Annotated in this window: 18 protein-coding genes and 1 riboswitch; of the genes, 14 read left to right on the top strand and 4 right to left on the bottom strand. The window is 62.6% G+C overall.

Annotated features, from left to right (window positions below; genetic code table 11):
* Positions 1-4: 4 nt before the first annotated feature.
* The 7 genes from ACFQ2F_RS05460 to ACFQ2F_RS05430 all read left to right on the top strand — a co-directional run bounded on the left by ACFQ2F_RS05460 (position 5) and on the right by ACFQ2F_RS05430 (position 3,308).
* The gene (locus ACFQ2F_RS05460; protein ID WP_379086864.1) at positions 5-739 is read left to right on the top strand and encodes a vWA domain-containing protein; all 735 of its coding nucleotides are present in this window, start codon (positions 5-7) and stop codon (positions 737-739) included.
* A 42-nt stretch (positions 740-781) separates the two neighbouring features.
* Positions 782-1,246 carry a hypothetical protein gene (locus ACFQ2F_RS05455; protein WP_379086861.1) on the top strand — a complete coding sequence of 155 codons (465 nt, stop codon included), beginning with the start codon at positions 782-784 and terminating at the stop codon, positions 1,244-1,246.
* 42 nt (positions 1,247-1,288) lie between these two features.
* Entirely contained in the window at positions 1,289-1,672 is a 384-nt protein-coding gene (locus ACFQ2F_RS05450; RefSeq protein WP_379086858.1) for a hypothetical protein, read from the top strand.
* Between the two features lie 11 nt (positions 1,673-1,683).
* A complete protein-coding gene (locus ACFQ2F_RS05445; protein ID WP_379086855.1) occupies positions 1,684-1,932 on the top strand; it encodes a hypothetical protein in 249 nt (82 codons plus the stop codon).
* Between the two features lie 17 nt (positions 1,933-1,949).
* Positions 1,950-2,075, top strand: coding sequence for a hypothetical protein (locus ACFQ2F_RS05440; protein WP_379086852.1), 126 nt, complete (start codon positions 1,950-1,952; stop codon positions 2,073-2,075).
* A gap of 146 nt (positions 2,076-2,221) precedes the next feature.
* Positions 2,222-2,668, top strand: a complete 447-nt coding sequence (locus tag ACFQ2F_RS05435) for a hypothetical protein (RefSeq protein WP_379086849.1) — start codon at positions 2,222-2,224, stop codon at positions 2,666-2,668.
* Positions 2,669-3,011: 343 nt separating this feature from the next.
* Positions 3,012-3,308 (top strand): hypothetical protein, encoded by a 297-nt coding sequence (locus ACFQ2F_RS05430; protein ID WP_379086846.1) that lies wholly within the window; start codon positions 3,012-3,014, stop codon positions 3,306-3,308.
* 110 nt (positions 3,309-3,418) lie between these two features.
* Here ACFQ2F_RS05430 and ACFQ2F_RS05425 read toward each other — a convergent pair whose 3' ends face one another.
* Complete coding sequence (locus ACFQ2F_RS05425; RefSeq protein ID WP_379086843.1) at positions 3,419-3,823, bottom strand: YybH family protein; 405 nt, start codon at positions 3,821-3,823, stop codon at positions 3,419-3,421.
* Between the two features lie 94 nt (positions 3,824-3,917).
* On the opposite strand from ACFQ2F_RS05425, the gene ACFQ2F_RS05420 reads away from it, so the two are divergent.
* From ACFQ2F_RS05420 to ACFQ2F_RS05405, 4 genes are all read left to right on the top strand, one after another.
* Entirely contained in the window at positions 3,918-4,307 is a 390-nt protein-coding gene (locus tag ACFQ2F_RS05420) for a DUF4345 domain-containing protein (protein ID WP_379086840.1), read from the top strand.
* Between the two features lie 149 nt (positions 4,308-4,456).
* The gene (locus ACFQ2F_RS05415) at positions 4,457-5,797 is read left to right on the top strand and encodes a metal-dependent hydrolase family protein (RefSeq protein ID WP_379086837.1); all 1,341 of its coding nucleotides are present in this window, start codon (positions 4,457-4,459) and stop codon (positions 5,795-5,797) included.
* Between the two features lie 51 nt (positions 5,798-5,848).
* Positions 5,849-6,067, top strand: coding sequence for a DUF4345 family protein (locus ACFQ2F_RS05410; protein ID WP_379090602.1), 219 nt, complete (start codon positions 5,849-5,851; stop codon positions 6,065-6,067).
* 89 nt (positions 6,068-6,156) lie between these two features.
* Positions 6,157-6,897 carry a hypothetical protein gene (locus ACFQ2F_RS05405; protein ID WP_379086834.1) on the top strand — a complete coding sequence of 247 codons (741 nt, stop codon included), beginning with the start codon at positions 6,157-6,159 and terminating at the stop codon, positions 6,895-6,897.
* Positions 6,898-6,915: 18 nt separating this feature from the next.
* Here the strand turns inward: ACFQ2F_RS05405 and thiC are convergent, their stop codons facing one another.
* Complete coding sequence (thiC, locus tag ACFQ2F_RS05400; protein WP_379086830.1) at positions 6,916-8,823, bottom strand: phosphomethylpyrimidine synthase ThiC; 1,908 nt, start codon at positions 8,821-8,823, stop codon at positions 6,916-6,918.
* A gap of 41 nt (positions 8,824-8,864) precedes the next feature.
* Positions 8,865-9,025: riboswitch (TPP riboswitch) on the bottom strand.
* Positions 9,026-9,266: 241 nt separating this feature from the next.
* On the opposite strand from thiC, the gene ACFQ2F_RS05395 reads away from it, so the two are divergent.
* Together ACFQ2F_RS05395 and ACFQ2F_RS05390 are read left to right on the top strand one after the other, a co-directional pair.
* Positions 9,267-10,370, top strand: coding sequence for an efflux RND transporter periplasmic adaptor subunit (locus tag ACFQ2F_RS05395; RefSeq protein WP_379086827.1), 1,104 nt, complete (start codon positions 9,267-9,269; stop codon positions 10,368-10,370).
* Entirely contained in the window at positions 10,367-11,929 is a 1,563-nt protein-coding gene (locus ACFQ2F_RS05390) for a DHA2 family efflux MFS transporter permease subunit (RefSeq protein ID WP_379086824.1), read from the top strand. The genes ACFQ2F_RS05395 and ACFQ2F_RS05390 overlap by 4 nt, the downstream gene beginning before the upstream one ends.
* 130 nt (positions 11,930-12,059) lie before the next feature.
* On the opposite strand, the gene ACFQ2F_RS05385 is transcribed toward ACFQ2F_RS05390, so the two are convergent.
* Entirely contained in the window at positions 12,060-12,341 is a 282-nt protein-coding gene (locus ACFQ2F_RS05385; protein WP_379086820.1) for a hypothetical protein, read from the bottom strand.
* A 252-nt stretch (positions 12,342-12,593) separates the two neighbouring features.
* On the opposite strand from ACFQ2F_RS05385, the gene ACFQ2F_RS05380 reads away from it, so the two are divergent.
* Complete coding sequence (locus ACFQ2F_RS05380; RefSeq protein ID WP_379086817.1) at positions 12,594-13,394, top strand: SDR family NAD(P)-dependent oxidoreductase; 801 nt, start codon at positions 12,594-12,596, stop codon at positions 13,392-13,394.
* Here ACFQ2F_RS05380 and ACFQ2F_RS05375 read toward each other — a convergent pair.
* Positions 13,391-14,770: a flavin-containing monooxygenase gene (locus ACFQ2F_RS05375; RefSeq protein WP_379086814.1), complete on the bottom strand. Its 1,380-nt coding sequence runs from the start codon at positions 14,768-14,770 to the stop codon at positions 13,391-13,393. The genes ACFQ2F_RS05380 and ACFQ2F_RS05375 overlap by 4 nt on opposite strands.
* Positions 14,771-14,952 lie beyond the last annotated feature (182 nt).

The raw sequence follows: 14,952 nt of genomic DNA, 5'->3' as shown, positions 1-14,952 counted from the left end.
GAGAATGTCGTCGCTTTCACGCCTCCTCTGCGCCGGCCTTCTCGCCAGCACCGCACTGATAGGACTGGCGCTCCTCCCCGGCCACGCGCCCGCCCAGGATGCCATGGATCTGTGCACCCAGGACGCGATGATCGTGTTCGACGCGTCCGGCTCCATGGCAGGCGCGACCACCCAGGACATCTTCTCGCCCCTGACGCGCATCCAGGAGGTGCGCGCAGCCCTCGCAGAAGTGCTCCCCAACGTCACCCAGTTCCGGAAAGTGGGCCTCATCACCTACGGGCCGGGCCCCCACCTGCAATGCAATGTGGATCTGAAGCTTCCGCCCGTGCCCAACGCCGCCAAACCCATCATGGCGGCGGTGAACGTGCTCGATGCCGCCGGCAAAACGCCGCTCTCCACGGCGGTCGAGAAGGCCGCCGAGACCCTGAACTACCGCTCCAAGCCCGGGGTCGTCGTGCTCCTGACCGACGGCGAGGAGACCTGCGGCGGCACGCCCTGCGAGCTCGGCAAGAAGCTGCGGGCCACCGGCGCCGTCACCGTTCACGTCATCGCCTATCAGATGAAGGCCGTGCAGTGGATGGGCCCCCAGAGCATCCTCGACGTGCAATGCCTGTCAAAGCAGACCGGCGGCCGCTACGTCACCGCCCAGACCCATGAGGATCTGGTCCGCGCCTTCGAACGCGCCCTGGGCTGTCCCCTGATCGGAAGCGCGCAGGCGTCTCACCACGCCCTTCAATAGCCGCTTATCCCCACTTGTTCGTGAGAGCGTATCCTGTGCCCCATGGACGGCGTCACGCTCATATTCCGGCTTCACCGGCTCAGCTGGCAGATCAAGGCGCAGGCCGTTGAGGCCAGCTTCCGGCGCCTCGTCCACGCCTTCAAATACAATCCCAACCAGCCCCGCGTTCCCGCCGGCAATCCTGACGGCGGCCAATGGACCGATGGGAATGGCGGCGGAGGTGGCGGTGGCTCGGCCATCGCAAGCGCCGAACCGAACACCACATCAGAACGCAACAACGAAAACAGAGAGCAAGACCGCTTTCTGATCCCCAACCCGCGAGGGTCTAGAGCGAGGCGTCGCCTCGCCGGAGATGTGATTCCGATCTGTATTGTCGTCGGGCTCGCACAAACCTCACACGAGACGGGACCCATTGAGTATACTGCAACCTATGAGTGCCGTGACGGACGCACATTTACTCACACATCCATCGGCAAACGGCCGCGCGGGATATGGGTCGATCGATAATCGCGCAGAGAGCACGCCAAAACGGAGTAGGGGCGGCAGGTTATGAAACTAGCGTCTAACAACGATAACGACGAACAGCTGCAGTATTACCGCCTGCCGGGGGAGGTAAGCCTCTCCGAAGCAGCACTGGAATACGCCCGCGAATTCGCCGAAGCCCTGAGCGCCACCGGCCCAAGCAGCAAATGGCTCGTCTCCATCGACTGGGGAATCGCCCGATCGACCCAATACCCCGACGGCACCGTGGAAGATCATGGTCCGGGGCTGAACCTCGGTGGCGACCGGCGCGAGAGGTATCCCGCCGCTGCGCTGCATGACGGGAGCGGCTTCCAGTTCGCTGTCGCCATCCCGAACGAGGTCTTGGACGCGAGCGAGAAACGCCTGATCGACTACGATCCATCCGTCTTCGGAAATCTGATCGTGCGCTGAAAGACCGTCGCATGTCCCTGCCCGTCAGCGACATCGGCGATCTCCTGCCCTTCCTCAACTACCTGAAGGACAAACGCTTCTGGTACACTCTGGAGCACCAGCGCGACGATGGCATTTTGGTCCTGATCCCGCTGATCGGAATTCGGCTTGAAGTCGAGTTTCTGGTGGACCGGGTCGAGTATAGCCTCTTCACCGGCGACGAGAGCGTGCTCGACGATTACCCCGCGCTGTTCGAGCTGCTGGAGGAACACAGCGCCTAGCGCTCACCGATTCTCGGTTGCCGATCCAGACCGTCTCCAGCGTCGAGCTCATTCTCGCCGCCACGCCTGAAGAAGCCCCCATCTTCGACGGCAAGGTTCTGGACTATTCGCCCAAGCGGCGCTTCTTCCTACGCGATCCGTAGCGAGACCGTCTCCCGCCCGCTTTTCGCCCCTTCCGTGCCATACCCTTCTTCGTTGAGGCCTAGCGATTGATTCGCGGGCCCGAAGCGGCAACATTCACTGGGCGCGCAGCATCGGACTGCAAAGCCCAACAGAGGGGGAACGCGCCATGCGCATCGCCAGCATTTTCCGGAATATCTTCGTCGCCACCTTTGTCCTGACATGCGCCCTGGGCGTCGGCCTGCCGGCCGCGAAGGCGGACACGGGCACCGTCCAGCTCACCATCCTCAAAGGAGGCTGGATCATCGGCGGCTCCGGCGGCCGCGGCACCCTCACCTTCAAGGGCAAGACCTATCGTCTGGGCGTCGGCGGCCTCGATTACGGCCTGATCTTCGGCGGCTCCAAGACCGTGCTGAACGGCACGGTGGAGAACATCCAGAGCCCGTCCGACGTGGCCGGTGTCTACGCCGCGGCCGGCGCAGGCCTGGCGGTCGGCGCGGGCGTCCGCGCCATCGTGCTGACCAACCCGAAAGGCGCCGTGCTGAAGCTGGAAGGCCGCCAGGTAGGCCTCATGGCCAATGCGGATCTCAGCGGCCTCGCCATCACCCTGAAGTAGCGGATCCCGCCACACTCAAAGCGGAGGCTGTGACAATTTCTCACGGCTTCCGCCTGCCTTCCGGCTATTGTCAGGCCGCGCAGGAAACTGCAATAAATTGAGCGGCTTAAGCTTCCCCTCCTCCAAGTTTTACAATCCTGCCCCGCCGCTCTTCACGGCCCCATTGGCGCATGTCCCAGGTAATTTTGGGACAGATTGTCGCGCCGGATCGGGCAGGTCTGCCATTGGCAAAAATTCCCCGAAAAGCGCCCAATTGCGAGGCTGCCGGAAACCGGCAGCGAGCCCGCCGGCTGCAAGGGCCGGGGGCTTCACGGCAATGAACAATTGTTCGGGAGGAACAACAATGACCAAGACATGGGTCGCTTTGGCTGCTGCAGTTCTGCTGTTCTCGGGTTCGGCCATGGCCGCCGAGTGGGCGGAAAGCTTCACGGAGCTCGACGCCGACGGCAGCGGTTCCATCAGCCGCGCCGAGTTCAACAAGCTGCCCGAGGTGATCGGCGACGCCACCTTCGCGCCGACCTTCAACGCCTTGGACGAGAACAACTCCAACTCGGTCAGCAAGTCCGAGTGGGAAAACGGCGCGTCCATGAAGGAAGAATACGGCACCCGCTTCCGGGAATGCGACAAATCCTGGTGCTGATCCGCGCCGACTGACTGACCGACCGAACGACCCCGAGACCCGGTGGCCACCCTGCCGGGTTTCGGGGCGTTTTCGTTTTGGGGTGCGGTTGCTCTGCCCCCTGCGCGCCGTCAGGCCAAAAACGAGAGCTTGTCGGTGTGGTGGCCGATCATCTTCCAGGCGCCGTTCTCGCGGCGGAAGATATTCGTGGCGCGGATCAGAACGTCCACCGGCCCATCGCCGATATTCGTGTTGGTGCCCTTTTCGTAGTTGCTGACGACAGCGAGATCGCCGCCGCAGGTGATCCGCATGCCCTCCGGCACTACATGTCCGCCGAGCTTCATCGCCGCCACCTTCTCCCATTCAGCCAGCACGGCCCGCCAGCCCACCTGAAACCCGCCATCCGGCCCCATATAGGTCACGTCGTCCGCATGGGACCAGACCACCTTCATGGGCTCCATCTCGCCGCCGAAAAAGATGTTCAGCGCGTCGTAGAAAGCCGCGGCCGCCGCCGCCACACCGTCATGATCGCTCATCTGCCGATCCTCCCTGGCAAAGCCTCCAACAAGGCGGCATTCTCGCCTATTCGGGGCACAATTGCCGGATGGAAATTTTGAGGGAGATGACGCCGTGTATAAGTCCTGGGACCTGAAGCGGGCGCTCCTGATCCTCACCGCAGGCATCGTCTGCGTGATCGCGCTTCTCTATGGGCTCGATCCCCAGTGGTTCGCCAGGAGCTTTCTCGGGCTGAGCGACCTCAGTGTCGGCAGCGCCCATATCCTCCGGGCGGTCATGGGGCTCTATCTGGCGCTGGCGGGCTTCTGGCTCGCCTGCGCCCTCACGGCCAAGCACAAGAACACCGCCGTGCTGACGATCATGGTCTTCGCCGGCGGCCTCCTCGCAGGCCGCTGCTTAAGCTTCGCTATCGACGGCCTGCCAGATCCCCTGCTGATTGTCTACGCAGGGCTGGAGGCTTCAGTGCTGCCGCTGGCATGGTGGGTGTGGCGCTTGCCGGAGTGAGAGTTCGAGGCGCGTTGGCCCTAACCGCCGCTGGCTCTGGCACGAAGCGCGCTCTTCAGCACCCATCGCCGAAAAATGTTTAAATCCGGGTGCAATATACCTATCCTGGGTTGCAGTGCTCTTGCGCCCAAGAACAAGGGAGAGGCTCTATGTACCGCTTTGTTTTGCTTCTGCTCGTTCTCATAACGGCACCGTTCCCGGCGCTCGCGCAGGAGGCCAACACCAAGCCGCAAACCCTCTTCACCAACGTCAATGTCTTCGACGGCAAGAACGAGCAGCGGATCGAGAACGCCAACGTTCTGGTCGAGGGCAATCTGATCAAGCAGGTCTCGACCGATCCGATCGAGGCCGAGGGCGCGACAGTCATCAACGGTAGTGGGCGCACATTGATGCCGGGTCTGATCGATATGCACTGGCATGCGAACTTCGCCACATTGAGCATTGCGCAGGCGCTGAACACCGATCTGGCTTATCACGCCTTGAACGCGGCCAAGGCGAACGAGGACGCGTTGCTGCGCGGGTTCACGACCGTGCGTGACATGGCCGGCAATGCTTTTTCTCTTCACAAGCTGACGGATGCGGGCGTGTACGACGGACCGCGCATCTTCCCCAGCGGTCCGGCAATCTCGCAGACTTCGGGCCACAGCGATTGGCGTCCGGCCACGGGAGCACCCTTCGACATCGCCGCACCGCTTGATCATACGCAGCGCGTGGGCCACTTCGTGGTCGCCGACGGCGTCCCGGAGGTGCTGAAGCGCACGCGCGAAGCGCTGCGCATGGGGGCTACTCAAATCAAGGTCATGGCTGGCGGCGGAGTCGCCTCGAATTTTGATCCTATCGATGTGACGCAGTATTCGCCGGAGGAAATGGAGGCTGCCGTCGAAGCGGCTCGCGAGTGGAACACCTATGTCGCCGTCCATGTCTTCACCGACAAGGCGGCGCAGCAGGCGCTCGAGGCTGGCGTCCTCTCAATCGAGCACGGGCACCTGCTGCACGAGGAAACGCTGCGAATGATGCTTGAGAAGGGCGCCTTTCTCAGCATGCAGCCGGTCCTTAACGATGAAGACGCCATTCCCTTCCCGCCGGGCTCGCCAAATCAGGCAAAGTTCGAATTTGTCACCGAGGGAACCGAGAACGTCTATAGAGAGGCGAAGAAGCTGGGCGTAAAGATCGTCTTCGGCACCGATACCCTTTTCGACCCCGAGCTCGCAAAGAAGCAGGGCAAGCAGCTTGCCAAGCTGGGACGTTGGTTCACGCCGGCGGAGGCTTTGCGCCAGGCAACATCGACCGCCGGCGAGTTGCTGGCGCTATCCGGTCCGCGCAATCCATATCCGGCTGGACCTCTTGGCGTGATCGAGCCGGGCGCCTATGCCGACCTGATCCTGGTCGATGGCAATCCCCTGGAGAACCTCGATCTGGTCGCCGATCCGGAAGAGAACTTCGACCTGATCATGAAGGACGGCAAGATCTACAAGAACACGCTCAACTGACGAAATGTCCGCTCGGGCTCATTATTCCACCCATCACTCCTCCACCGGCACATAGACCTGCGCGCCGTCTTCTGCCTCGCCCGCGCCCTGACGGGCAAGCACAAGAGCGTCGCGATCCTGACAGTCATGGTCTTCGCCGGCGGCCTCCTCGCAGGCCGCTGCTTAAGCTTCGCCATCGACGGCCTGCCCGATCCCCTGCTGATCGTCTACGCAGGGCTGGAAGCCGCGGTCCTTCCGCTGGCGTGGTGGGTGTGGCGCTTGCCGGAGTGAGGGGGCCGCCGAATATCGGCCCTAGAATACCGTCTTCAAGAATGGGATTACTCTCATAATTCGCGGCCCTCCGAGGGGTTACAGCCTAGATGAAAGATCACTCCGCAAATACGAGGACGGCGCCCGAAGAAAATCACGGCATCCCGTCCGGTCTGGCTCATTTCACTCTCATCGCGAAAGGCGCTCAGCTAGCCAAGGCGGAAACAGCCGACAGGCTTAAAACCGGCTCACCGGATCTACGCCTGCTCGGCATCTGTCTCTGCGCGTTATACCAAGCAGCCACCTGCCACCGCGGTTGCAATAAGGGTCCTCATTTATTGGAGGGATTGTCCGCGAGAGCGTACAATCACGCCTGCGCGGCTTTCACCTTACTGACAAGCGGCTACTACGATGAAGCTTTGAACTTGGTGAGAGGAATCGGAGAAATCTATCACCTCGTAGCTTTGTCCACCGTAGACCAGGATGCAATTTCGCACTGGATCGACTCCGATAAACCCACTCGGATGCGAGACTTCAGTCCATCAAAGGTCCGAGCCAAGCTACGCAGACTCGCTCCTGAACTCGAATTGACACCCTCCACCTGGTACTCGGAACTATCTGAACGCTACACTCATGTGACGCCTGCAATCTCACCCAACAAACACAACCCTGAAAGGGCGATAGCGGGAGGCATTTTTCAGGAAAGCGGCCTAGAGGTATCGTTACAAGAATTGATACATATTACTTGCGGTCTTTCTCTGATGATATGCCGCTATTTTGATTACGCTGATTTGTTCGAGCAGATATCAGGACTCCTGTTGGGAGAAACTGAAGAAGCGCCATCCGACTGATTCAGAAAAGACACCCCCTCACTCCTCCACCGGCACGTAGACCTTCTCGCCGAGTTCGCGGAATTTCTCGCTCATCTCGTCCATGCCCTCGCGGCGGGCCTGCTCCACCGTCTCCGGGCTTTGCGCCGCCTGCTCGCCCTTCAGCTTCGCCGCGTAGTCGCGCACCTGCTGGGTGATCTCCATGGAGCAGAATTTCGGTCCGCACATGGAGCAGAAATGGGCGACCTTGTGGGCCTCCTTGGGCAGGGTCTCGTCGTGGAACTGCCGCGCGGTCTCGGGGTCCAGCGAAAGGTTGAACTGATCCTCCCAGCGGAAGTCGAACCGCGCCTTTGAGATGGCGTCGTCGCGCGCCTGCGCGAGAGGATGCCCCTTGGCGAGATCGGCGGCGTGCGCCGCGATCTTGTAGGCCATCACACCGGTCTTCACGTCCTCCTTATTCGGAAGGCCGAGATGCTCCTTCGGCGTCACATAGCAGAGCATCGCCGTGCCGAACCAGCCGATCATCCCCGCCCCGATGGCGGATGTGATGTGGTCGTAGGCCGGCGCGATATCCGTGGTCAGCGGCCCCAGCGTATAGAATGGCGCCTCGCCGCACTCTTCGAGCTGCTTCTCCACGTTCACCTTGATCTTGTGCATGGGGACGTGACCCGGCCCCTCGATCATCACCTGGCAGCCCTTGTCCCAGGCAATCTTGGTCAGCTCGCCCAGCGTCTCCAGCTCGGCAAACTGCGCCCGGTCGTTGGCGTCCGCGATGGAGCCCGGCCGCAACCCGTCGCCGAGTGAGAACGAGACGTCATACTTCCGCATGATGTCGCAGATGTCGCCGAACCGCTCGTAGAGGAAGCTCTCCTGGTGCCGGGCCAGGCACCACTTCGCCATGATGGAGCCGCCGCGGCTAACGATCCCGGTCACCCGGTCCGCGGTCAGGTGGATATAGCCCAGCCGCACGCCCGCATGGATGGTGAAATAGTCCACCCCCTGCTCGCACTGCTCGATCAGCGTGTCCTTGTAGACCTCCCAGTCGAGCTTCACCGGATCGCCGTCCACCTTCTCCAGCGCCTGGTAGATCGGCACCGTGCCGATGGGCACCGGCGAATTGCGCAGGATCCATTCCCGGGTGTTGTGGATGTTCCGCCCCGTGGAGAGATCCATGACCGTGTCGGCGCCCCAGCGGATCGCCCAGACCATCTTCTCCACCTCTTCCTCGACGGACGACGTCACGGCGGAGTTGCCGATATTGGCGTTGATCTTGGTCAGGAAGTTCCGGCCGATGATCATCGGCTCGGTCTCGGGGTGGTTGATATTGGCGGGGATGATCGCCCGGCCCCTTGCCACCTCATCGCGCACGAATTCCGGCGTGATGAACTCGGGGATGGAAGCGCCGAAGCTCTCGCCGTCCGCGAGACGCGCCTTCGCCTCGTCGGCGGCCTGCGCGCGCCCGGCATTCTCCCGGTGGGTGATATAGACCATCTCGGATGTGACGATCCCGGCCCGGGCGAATTCGAGCTGGGTCACCGGCGCCTCGCCCACGCCGCAGATCGGCTGCCGCAGGTTCGGGAAGTTCCGGGCGAGATGCTTGCCCGAGACATTGCCGTTGTCGATGGGCTTGATGGTGCGGCCTTCGTAAGGCTCAACCGCGCCGCGGCTCTCGATCCACCCGCGGCGCAAGGGCGGCAACCCCTGGTCCACGTCGATCGCGGCGGCCTCGTCCGTGTAGGGCCCGGACGTGTCGTAGAGCCGGAAAGCCGGCATGTCGGGATCGGCGAGGCTGATCTCCCGCAACGGCACCCGGACGTTTGGATCGGCTTCAGGCGACGAATAGACCTTGCGGCTGCCGGTCAGCGGACCGGTCGTGACTTTTGGAGAAATGTCGGGACCTGCGCCTTTCGAGGTCTCGAGATCGGTCGTTGAGAATTGCTTGTTCATCGGCAAGCTCCTTTGTGTGAGAGGAGGCTGCCGGGAAAGCGGCTTGAAACGGTTCCCGTCCCTTCGCCGGCGTGACCCGGATCAGGTTCAAAGGGTCACCGCTGGGCACATCTCCGTGTCGGCCGTGGCCCACAAGAGCTAACCAACGAATATGCGATTGCGGCGTCTCAGTCCCTTACCCGGGACACCCCTCGGAACGGGGAGACTCTATGGCGCACGTCGCCCACATTCAACAGAGCCCAGCCATGCGGACACACCTTATTTGCTCCTGAGAGTGCCAGCATACGAAGCCGTAAGGTTTGGCCATTAACCATCCACCCCTTGCGACGCAGCATCAGTCAGTTTAAGCCACGCCATAATTCTGCCGATCCTTGGGATGATCGGCATGCTGCGCAAAGTTGAGCGCAAGACTTTTTCCGTTTCAGACGAGGTTAGGACTAGAAGTGACCGAGACCGCTTCCAGCGAATCCGAGGAGCCCAAACGCCTGTTGTCCGTCAGGACCCGTTGGATCGCGCTTGGCGTCCTGCTCGTCCTCATGGTGGCCGGGATGTTCGGCTATTGGCAGTACCGCGCTTACTACCCGAGCACCGAGAACGCCTATATCGGCTCCGAGATCGTCCGGGTCGCGCCTGAAGTGAACGGCGTGGTTGAGACGGTCTATGTCGACAGCGACGAGAAGGTGAAGGCGGGCGACCCGCTCTTCGACATCGACCCCACCCTTTATGATGCCGCCCTGCGCGGCGCGAAGGCTCAGTTCGATGCCGCGGCCGCCGCCTCCGGCACCGAGGCCGACGATCTGAAGGAAGCCGCCAAGACCCTGGACGAGAAGCGCCGCGCTCTCGACGAGGCGCTGACCGCTTATCAGAAGGCGAAGGACGACCTGAAACAAGGCGCCACGAGTTCCGATGAGCTCGGCCAGACCGAGAAAGCTTGGCGCGATGCCCTGAAAGGCTACGACGACGCGGTCAAGGCCTTCGCCAAGGCCCAGGACGCCGACCTGACCATCTCCACCCCCACCGTGAAGCTCCGCGCTGCCGCGGCCCAGCTTCAGAAGGCCATCTACGACCGCATGAAGACCCATGTGCTGGCGCCCGGCGGCGGCACGGTCTCCACCGTCGATGTGCGCCCCGGCACCACCGTGGGTCAGGGCCGTCCGGTCTTCGCCATCATCGAGGGCGATCACTGGTGGGTGGACGCCAACTTCAAGGAAACCGACATCGCCCGGCTCGAGCCCGGCCAGGATGCCGATATCAGCCTCGACATGTATCCGGGGGTGAAGTTCAAGGGCGTCGTGGAAAGCATCAGCCCCGGCTCTGGCGCCACGTTCTCCGTGCTTCCGCCGGAGAACGCTTCCGGCAACTGGGTGAAGGTGACCCAGCGCTTCCCCGTGCGGGTCCGCATTCCGAAGCCGGACCAGCATAAGGACAAGCCATTGCGCGTCGGCGCGACCGCCACCGTCACCATCGACACGACCGAAAAGGACGACGAGGCAGGCTCCACGGCGTCCGGCACGGCGGCCAATGGAGACGCGCAGGCCGCGCAATGACGGAAGCCACCGCCGAAGTCCCGGTCCCGATCGTCCCCCAGCCGGAGGTCCATCCGAAGCCGTCGCTGGCGCTGGTCGTGGCCGTGGTGCTTGCGGCGGTGCTTGAGGTTCTCGACATCACCATCGTGAGCGTGGCGACGCCCCATATGCTGGGCGCGTTCGGCGCCACCCAAGATCAGATCACCTGGGTGCTGACCTCCTATCTGGTCGCCTCCGCCGTGGTCATGCCGCTCACCGGCTATCTCTCGAAGCGCTTCGGCCGCCGTCGTCTGCTGACCACCTCCATCGTCGGCTTCATCATCACGTCGGCCATGTGCGGCACCGCCTGGAATCTGGAGAGCATGGTGGTGTTCCGGCTCCTCCAAGGCATCTTCGGCGCGCCCCTCGTACCGCTCAGCCAGGCCATCCTGCTCGACGCCTTCCCGAAGGAGAAGCACGGCCAGGCCCTCGCCATCTTCGGCCTAGGCATCATGGTGGCGCCTATTCTCGGCCCCACCTTCGGCGGCTGGCTCACCGAGACATTCGTCTGGCGCGCCGTCTTCTACATCAACGTGCCGCTGGGTCTCTTCGCGCTGCTGCTGGCTATGGGTCAGCTGCCCAAGTCGCGCACCCAGGATCTCAGTACAGACTGGACCGGGCTCATATTGCTCGTGCTCTGCGTCGGCTCCCTGCAATTCGTGCTCGATCAGGGCCAGTCCAAGGGCTGGTTCGATTCCAAGCTCATCCTCGTTTTGACCGGCGTCACCGTCTTCTCCGGCATCGCCTTCTTCATGCGGGGCTGGAACTACGCGAAGAACATCGTCGATCTGTCCCTGATCAAGAACCGCAACTTCACCGCAGGCCTCATCGCCATCATGGCCTATGGCGTCACCCTGTTCGGCTCCATCGCCATCCTGCCCCTGCTCACCCAGCGGCTGATGGGTTACCCGCCCATGAGCGCCGGCATGCTGTTCATGCCGCGAGCCATCGCAAGCGCCATCGCCCTCGCCATCACCGGCCGCATCCTTCTCTATTACATCGACGCGCGGATTCTCGTGGCGAGCGGCATCATCGTCTCGGCCATCGGCACCATGATGCTAGCCGGGCTGACCCTGCAGGCCGATGCCTGGGCCATTGCCTGGCCGGGCGTGATCGCCGGCATCGGCATGGGCATGTTCTTTGTGCCGCTGACCACCGTCGCTTTCAGCGATATTCCGCGGGACAAGCTGGACGAGGCCTCGGGCTTCTTCGCGCTGACCCGTGGCATCGGCTCGTCCATCGGCATCGCCGTGGTGAGCTGGCTGCTGGCCCGCCAGGGACAGGTGCATTGGAGCCAGCTGACGGTGCATGTGAACCCATTCAACCCGGAGATCACGTCCTATCTGGACCGGGCGGGCCTGGATCCCGACGTGCCGTCATCCATGGCGCCCATCGTCGTCGAGATCGCCAAACAAGCTCAGCTCCTGGCCTTCATCGACCTGTTCTGGTTCATCGGCGTGGTGACCTTCGCCATCCTGCCCGTTGTCTTCATCATGAAACGCACCAAGACCGACGGCGCCCTGGTCATGGCGGCGGGCTAATCCTGGTGGCGCGCTAGCCCCCGCCGGTCACCGAACCGCAAACCACACCCCAAAATGAAAAGCCCCCGGACGGATCCGGGGGCTCTTTCACCAAAGAAGCGGAACGCTCCGCCTTGCTCACAGCCAAAGCCTAGAAGCAGGCGCGCGCACCCGACGTGCAGACGTAAGGCGAAACCACACCGTGCCAGCAGACCGTGTGGGTCTGACGCGTCACGATATCGGGTTTCACGAAGAGGTCAGGCGTAACCTGATCGCGCCAGTAAGGCTGCGGCTTCATCTTCCGCGGGCTCAGGCTGACGTTGCGAACGCGATACTGAGCTTTGATGCCAGCCACAGATTGCGCAATCGAGTCCTGCGCCCGAGAGATCGCCGTCTGATGATCGAACCCGTCAGCCGTTCCCGAAATACCCACGCAACGGGCATTCGCCGTCGCACTAAAACCAAAGCCGATACCGGCCACCAAAAGCGCCATCCCAAAGGCGCGAGTAAACGAGCCCATCCAACCGGTCCCCTCTGTTAACGATAAAAAGAAGACGCAGAATATATCGCTGATTCGCCCTGCGCAGTATTCTAGACGGGTGAGGGAGGAATTCCTGTGCGACTGTAGCCGCCGCGCAACAGAGGCCAGGAACTCGCCTGCCGAGCCATCAGGAAGGGGGCGGAGATGAGCAAAAAGCTGGCCCTGATTACCGGCGCTTCAAGCGGAATCGGCGCCGAGACCGCCAAGCAGCTCGCCAAGAAAGGCTATCGCTGTCTTCTACTGGCCCGCAATCGCGCGCGGCTGGAGACCGTTGCGGGCGACATCCGGGAAGCCGGCGGGAAAGCCGATGTCTATCCGGTCGATCTTGCCGACGACCGCGCCGTCCAGCGAACCGCCGACACCATCATCGAAGAGGCGGGCCCGCCGGACCTAATCGTCAACAATGCCGGAGTCGGCCGCTGGATTCCCTTCCTGGAGACCAGCACCGAGGAGGCCGTGAAGATGATGGCCGTCCCCTATCTCGCCAGCGTCTATCTCACCCGCGCGCTTCTTCCGGCCATGGTGCAGCGCGGCTCAGGCCGGCTCGCCTTCGTTGCCTCCCCCGGCGCCTATCTCACTTGGCCCAACGCCAGCACCTATCTCGCCGCCCGCCATGCCGTGAAGGGGTTCGCCGAGGCGCTCCGCTCGGAACTGAAGCCCGATGGGATCGGCGTGACCCTGATCGTGCTCGGCACCGTGGAGAGCCCCTACTGGGAGCACAATCCCGGGAGCCGGGAGAACGTGCCCGCCACGAACAAGCAGCTGCTCCCCGACTTGAGTCTCAGCGAGGCGGCGAAAGCGATCGTCGATGGGGTGGAAGCCGGCAAGGACCGGGTGGTGAAGCCTGCCCTCTATCGGGCAATTTTTTTCATGAGCGCCATCGCACCCGGGCTGGTGGCGAGCCAGCTCCGCAAGGCGTCGAAGAAGGCGCGGAAGAAAGCCTAAGCCGCCTCGTCGAGCTCCTGGCGAGCTGTCTCCGTGTCGAGCGGACGTCCGTCCAGCGCCTCTTCCGAGACCGTACCGAAGCGCTTCAGAAGCCGCTTCATGTATTTCCGGAAGCGGTAATGCTGGATCTCGAACTTGTGCCACATGGTGCCCTTGTAGGGGATGCCGTGGCCGATATCGGGATGGGCTTCCCGCTTCAGGTCGCGGAACCATTCGGCTTTCTCCGGCGCCCGCGCCATCGAAACCAGGAAGCTGCCGATCAGCTTCGCCTGATAATCGGCGAGCTGCCATACGCCTCCTTCCGCGGGCTCGAACAGTCCCACCACGAAGAAATCGTCGGAGGTCCGGTCGAAGCAGTGCAGAAACAGCTTTGAGCGTCCCGCCTCGTTCAGCACGTTGGAGGCATCCATGAACGGGAAGGTCAGCTCGTAGCCGGTGGCGAAGATCAGCATATCGACCTCTTCGCTGGTCCCGTCATTGAAATGGACCGTCTTCCCGTCCAGCCGCTCGATCCCCGGCTTGGCCACGATCCGCCCATGCACGATATGGTCGAGATAGGCCGTGCAGGCGGTCGGGTGCGCCTCGAAGAGATCGTGATCCGGTTCGGGGAGCCCGTAGCGGTGATGCTTGCCCACCAGCACGCCCATGCCCATCCGGTAGAGCCAGCGCATCACGCTGCGCGGCAGCGGCCAGCGGCTGGTTAGATCGACGAACTGATCCGTCGGCTTGCCGAACACCATCTTCGGGAAGAAGTAGTAGGTCCGCCGCATGCTGTGCACCGCGCGCCCGTTCTCGACTGCAGCATCCGCCAGGATGTCGACCGCAGAGTTGCCCGCGCCCACCACCAGCACCCGCTTGCCCTTGAGCTGATCTTTCGACTTCACGTCGTGCGAGTGGATCACCTCGCCGGTGAACGTACCCTCGTAATCGGGCATGCGCGGCGACCAGTGATGGCCGTTGGCGACGATCAGCCCGTCGTAATGCTTACGTGCGCTCTCGCCCTTCAGGGTGACGTCCCAGCCCTCGCCTGTCCGCTCGGCCCGCGCCACCTCCGCGTTGAAGGTGATCTTGTCGTAGAGGCCGAAATGCTTCGCATAGTCCCGGAGATAGTCCTCCGCCTGGGCCGCGCTCAGATAGTAGGGCAGGTCTTCTGCGGCATTGAAATCCCGATACCGCGTCAGCTTCATCGACGAATTGAGATGGGTGGAATCGTAGACCCGGTGCGGGCTCTGCGGGTTCCAGATGCCACCGACATCGCCGAGCGCCTCGAAGCAGTCAAAGGCGATGCCGCGCTCTGCCAAGGCCTTCACGACGGGAAGCCCGCAGGCCCCGGCGCCGATGATGCAATACCGCTTGTCTTTCACATTCCCGGACACTGAAGATCCCTCGCCCGAAACCATCGTCCTGCAACCGTCCTTAGCATGGGGACTGGTGCCAGAGCAGCCCTATCCGGACCGTTCTGACCGAAAGCGGCAAAAAGCCCCTGATTTCGATCAGCTTGATACCCTCTACGGGGTGGCAGCCCGCCCCGTTTCAGTTAATGTCCCAAACGTTTTCT

This window comes from Methyloligella solikamskensis, assembly GCF_042676065.1.
Taxonomy (GTDB): Bacteria; Pseudomonadota; Alphaproteobacteria; order Rhizobiales; family Methyloligellaceae; genus Methyloligella; species Methyloligella solikamskensis.
The sequence above is the reverse complement of the archived record's forward strand: the minus strand, read 5'-3'. Positions and strand labels throughout refer to the sequence as shown.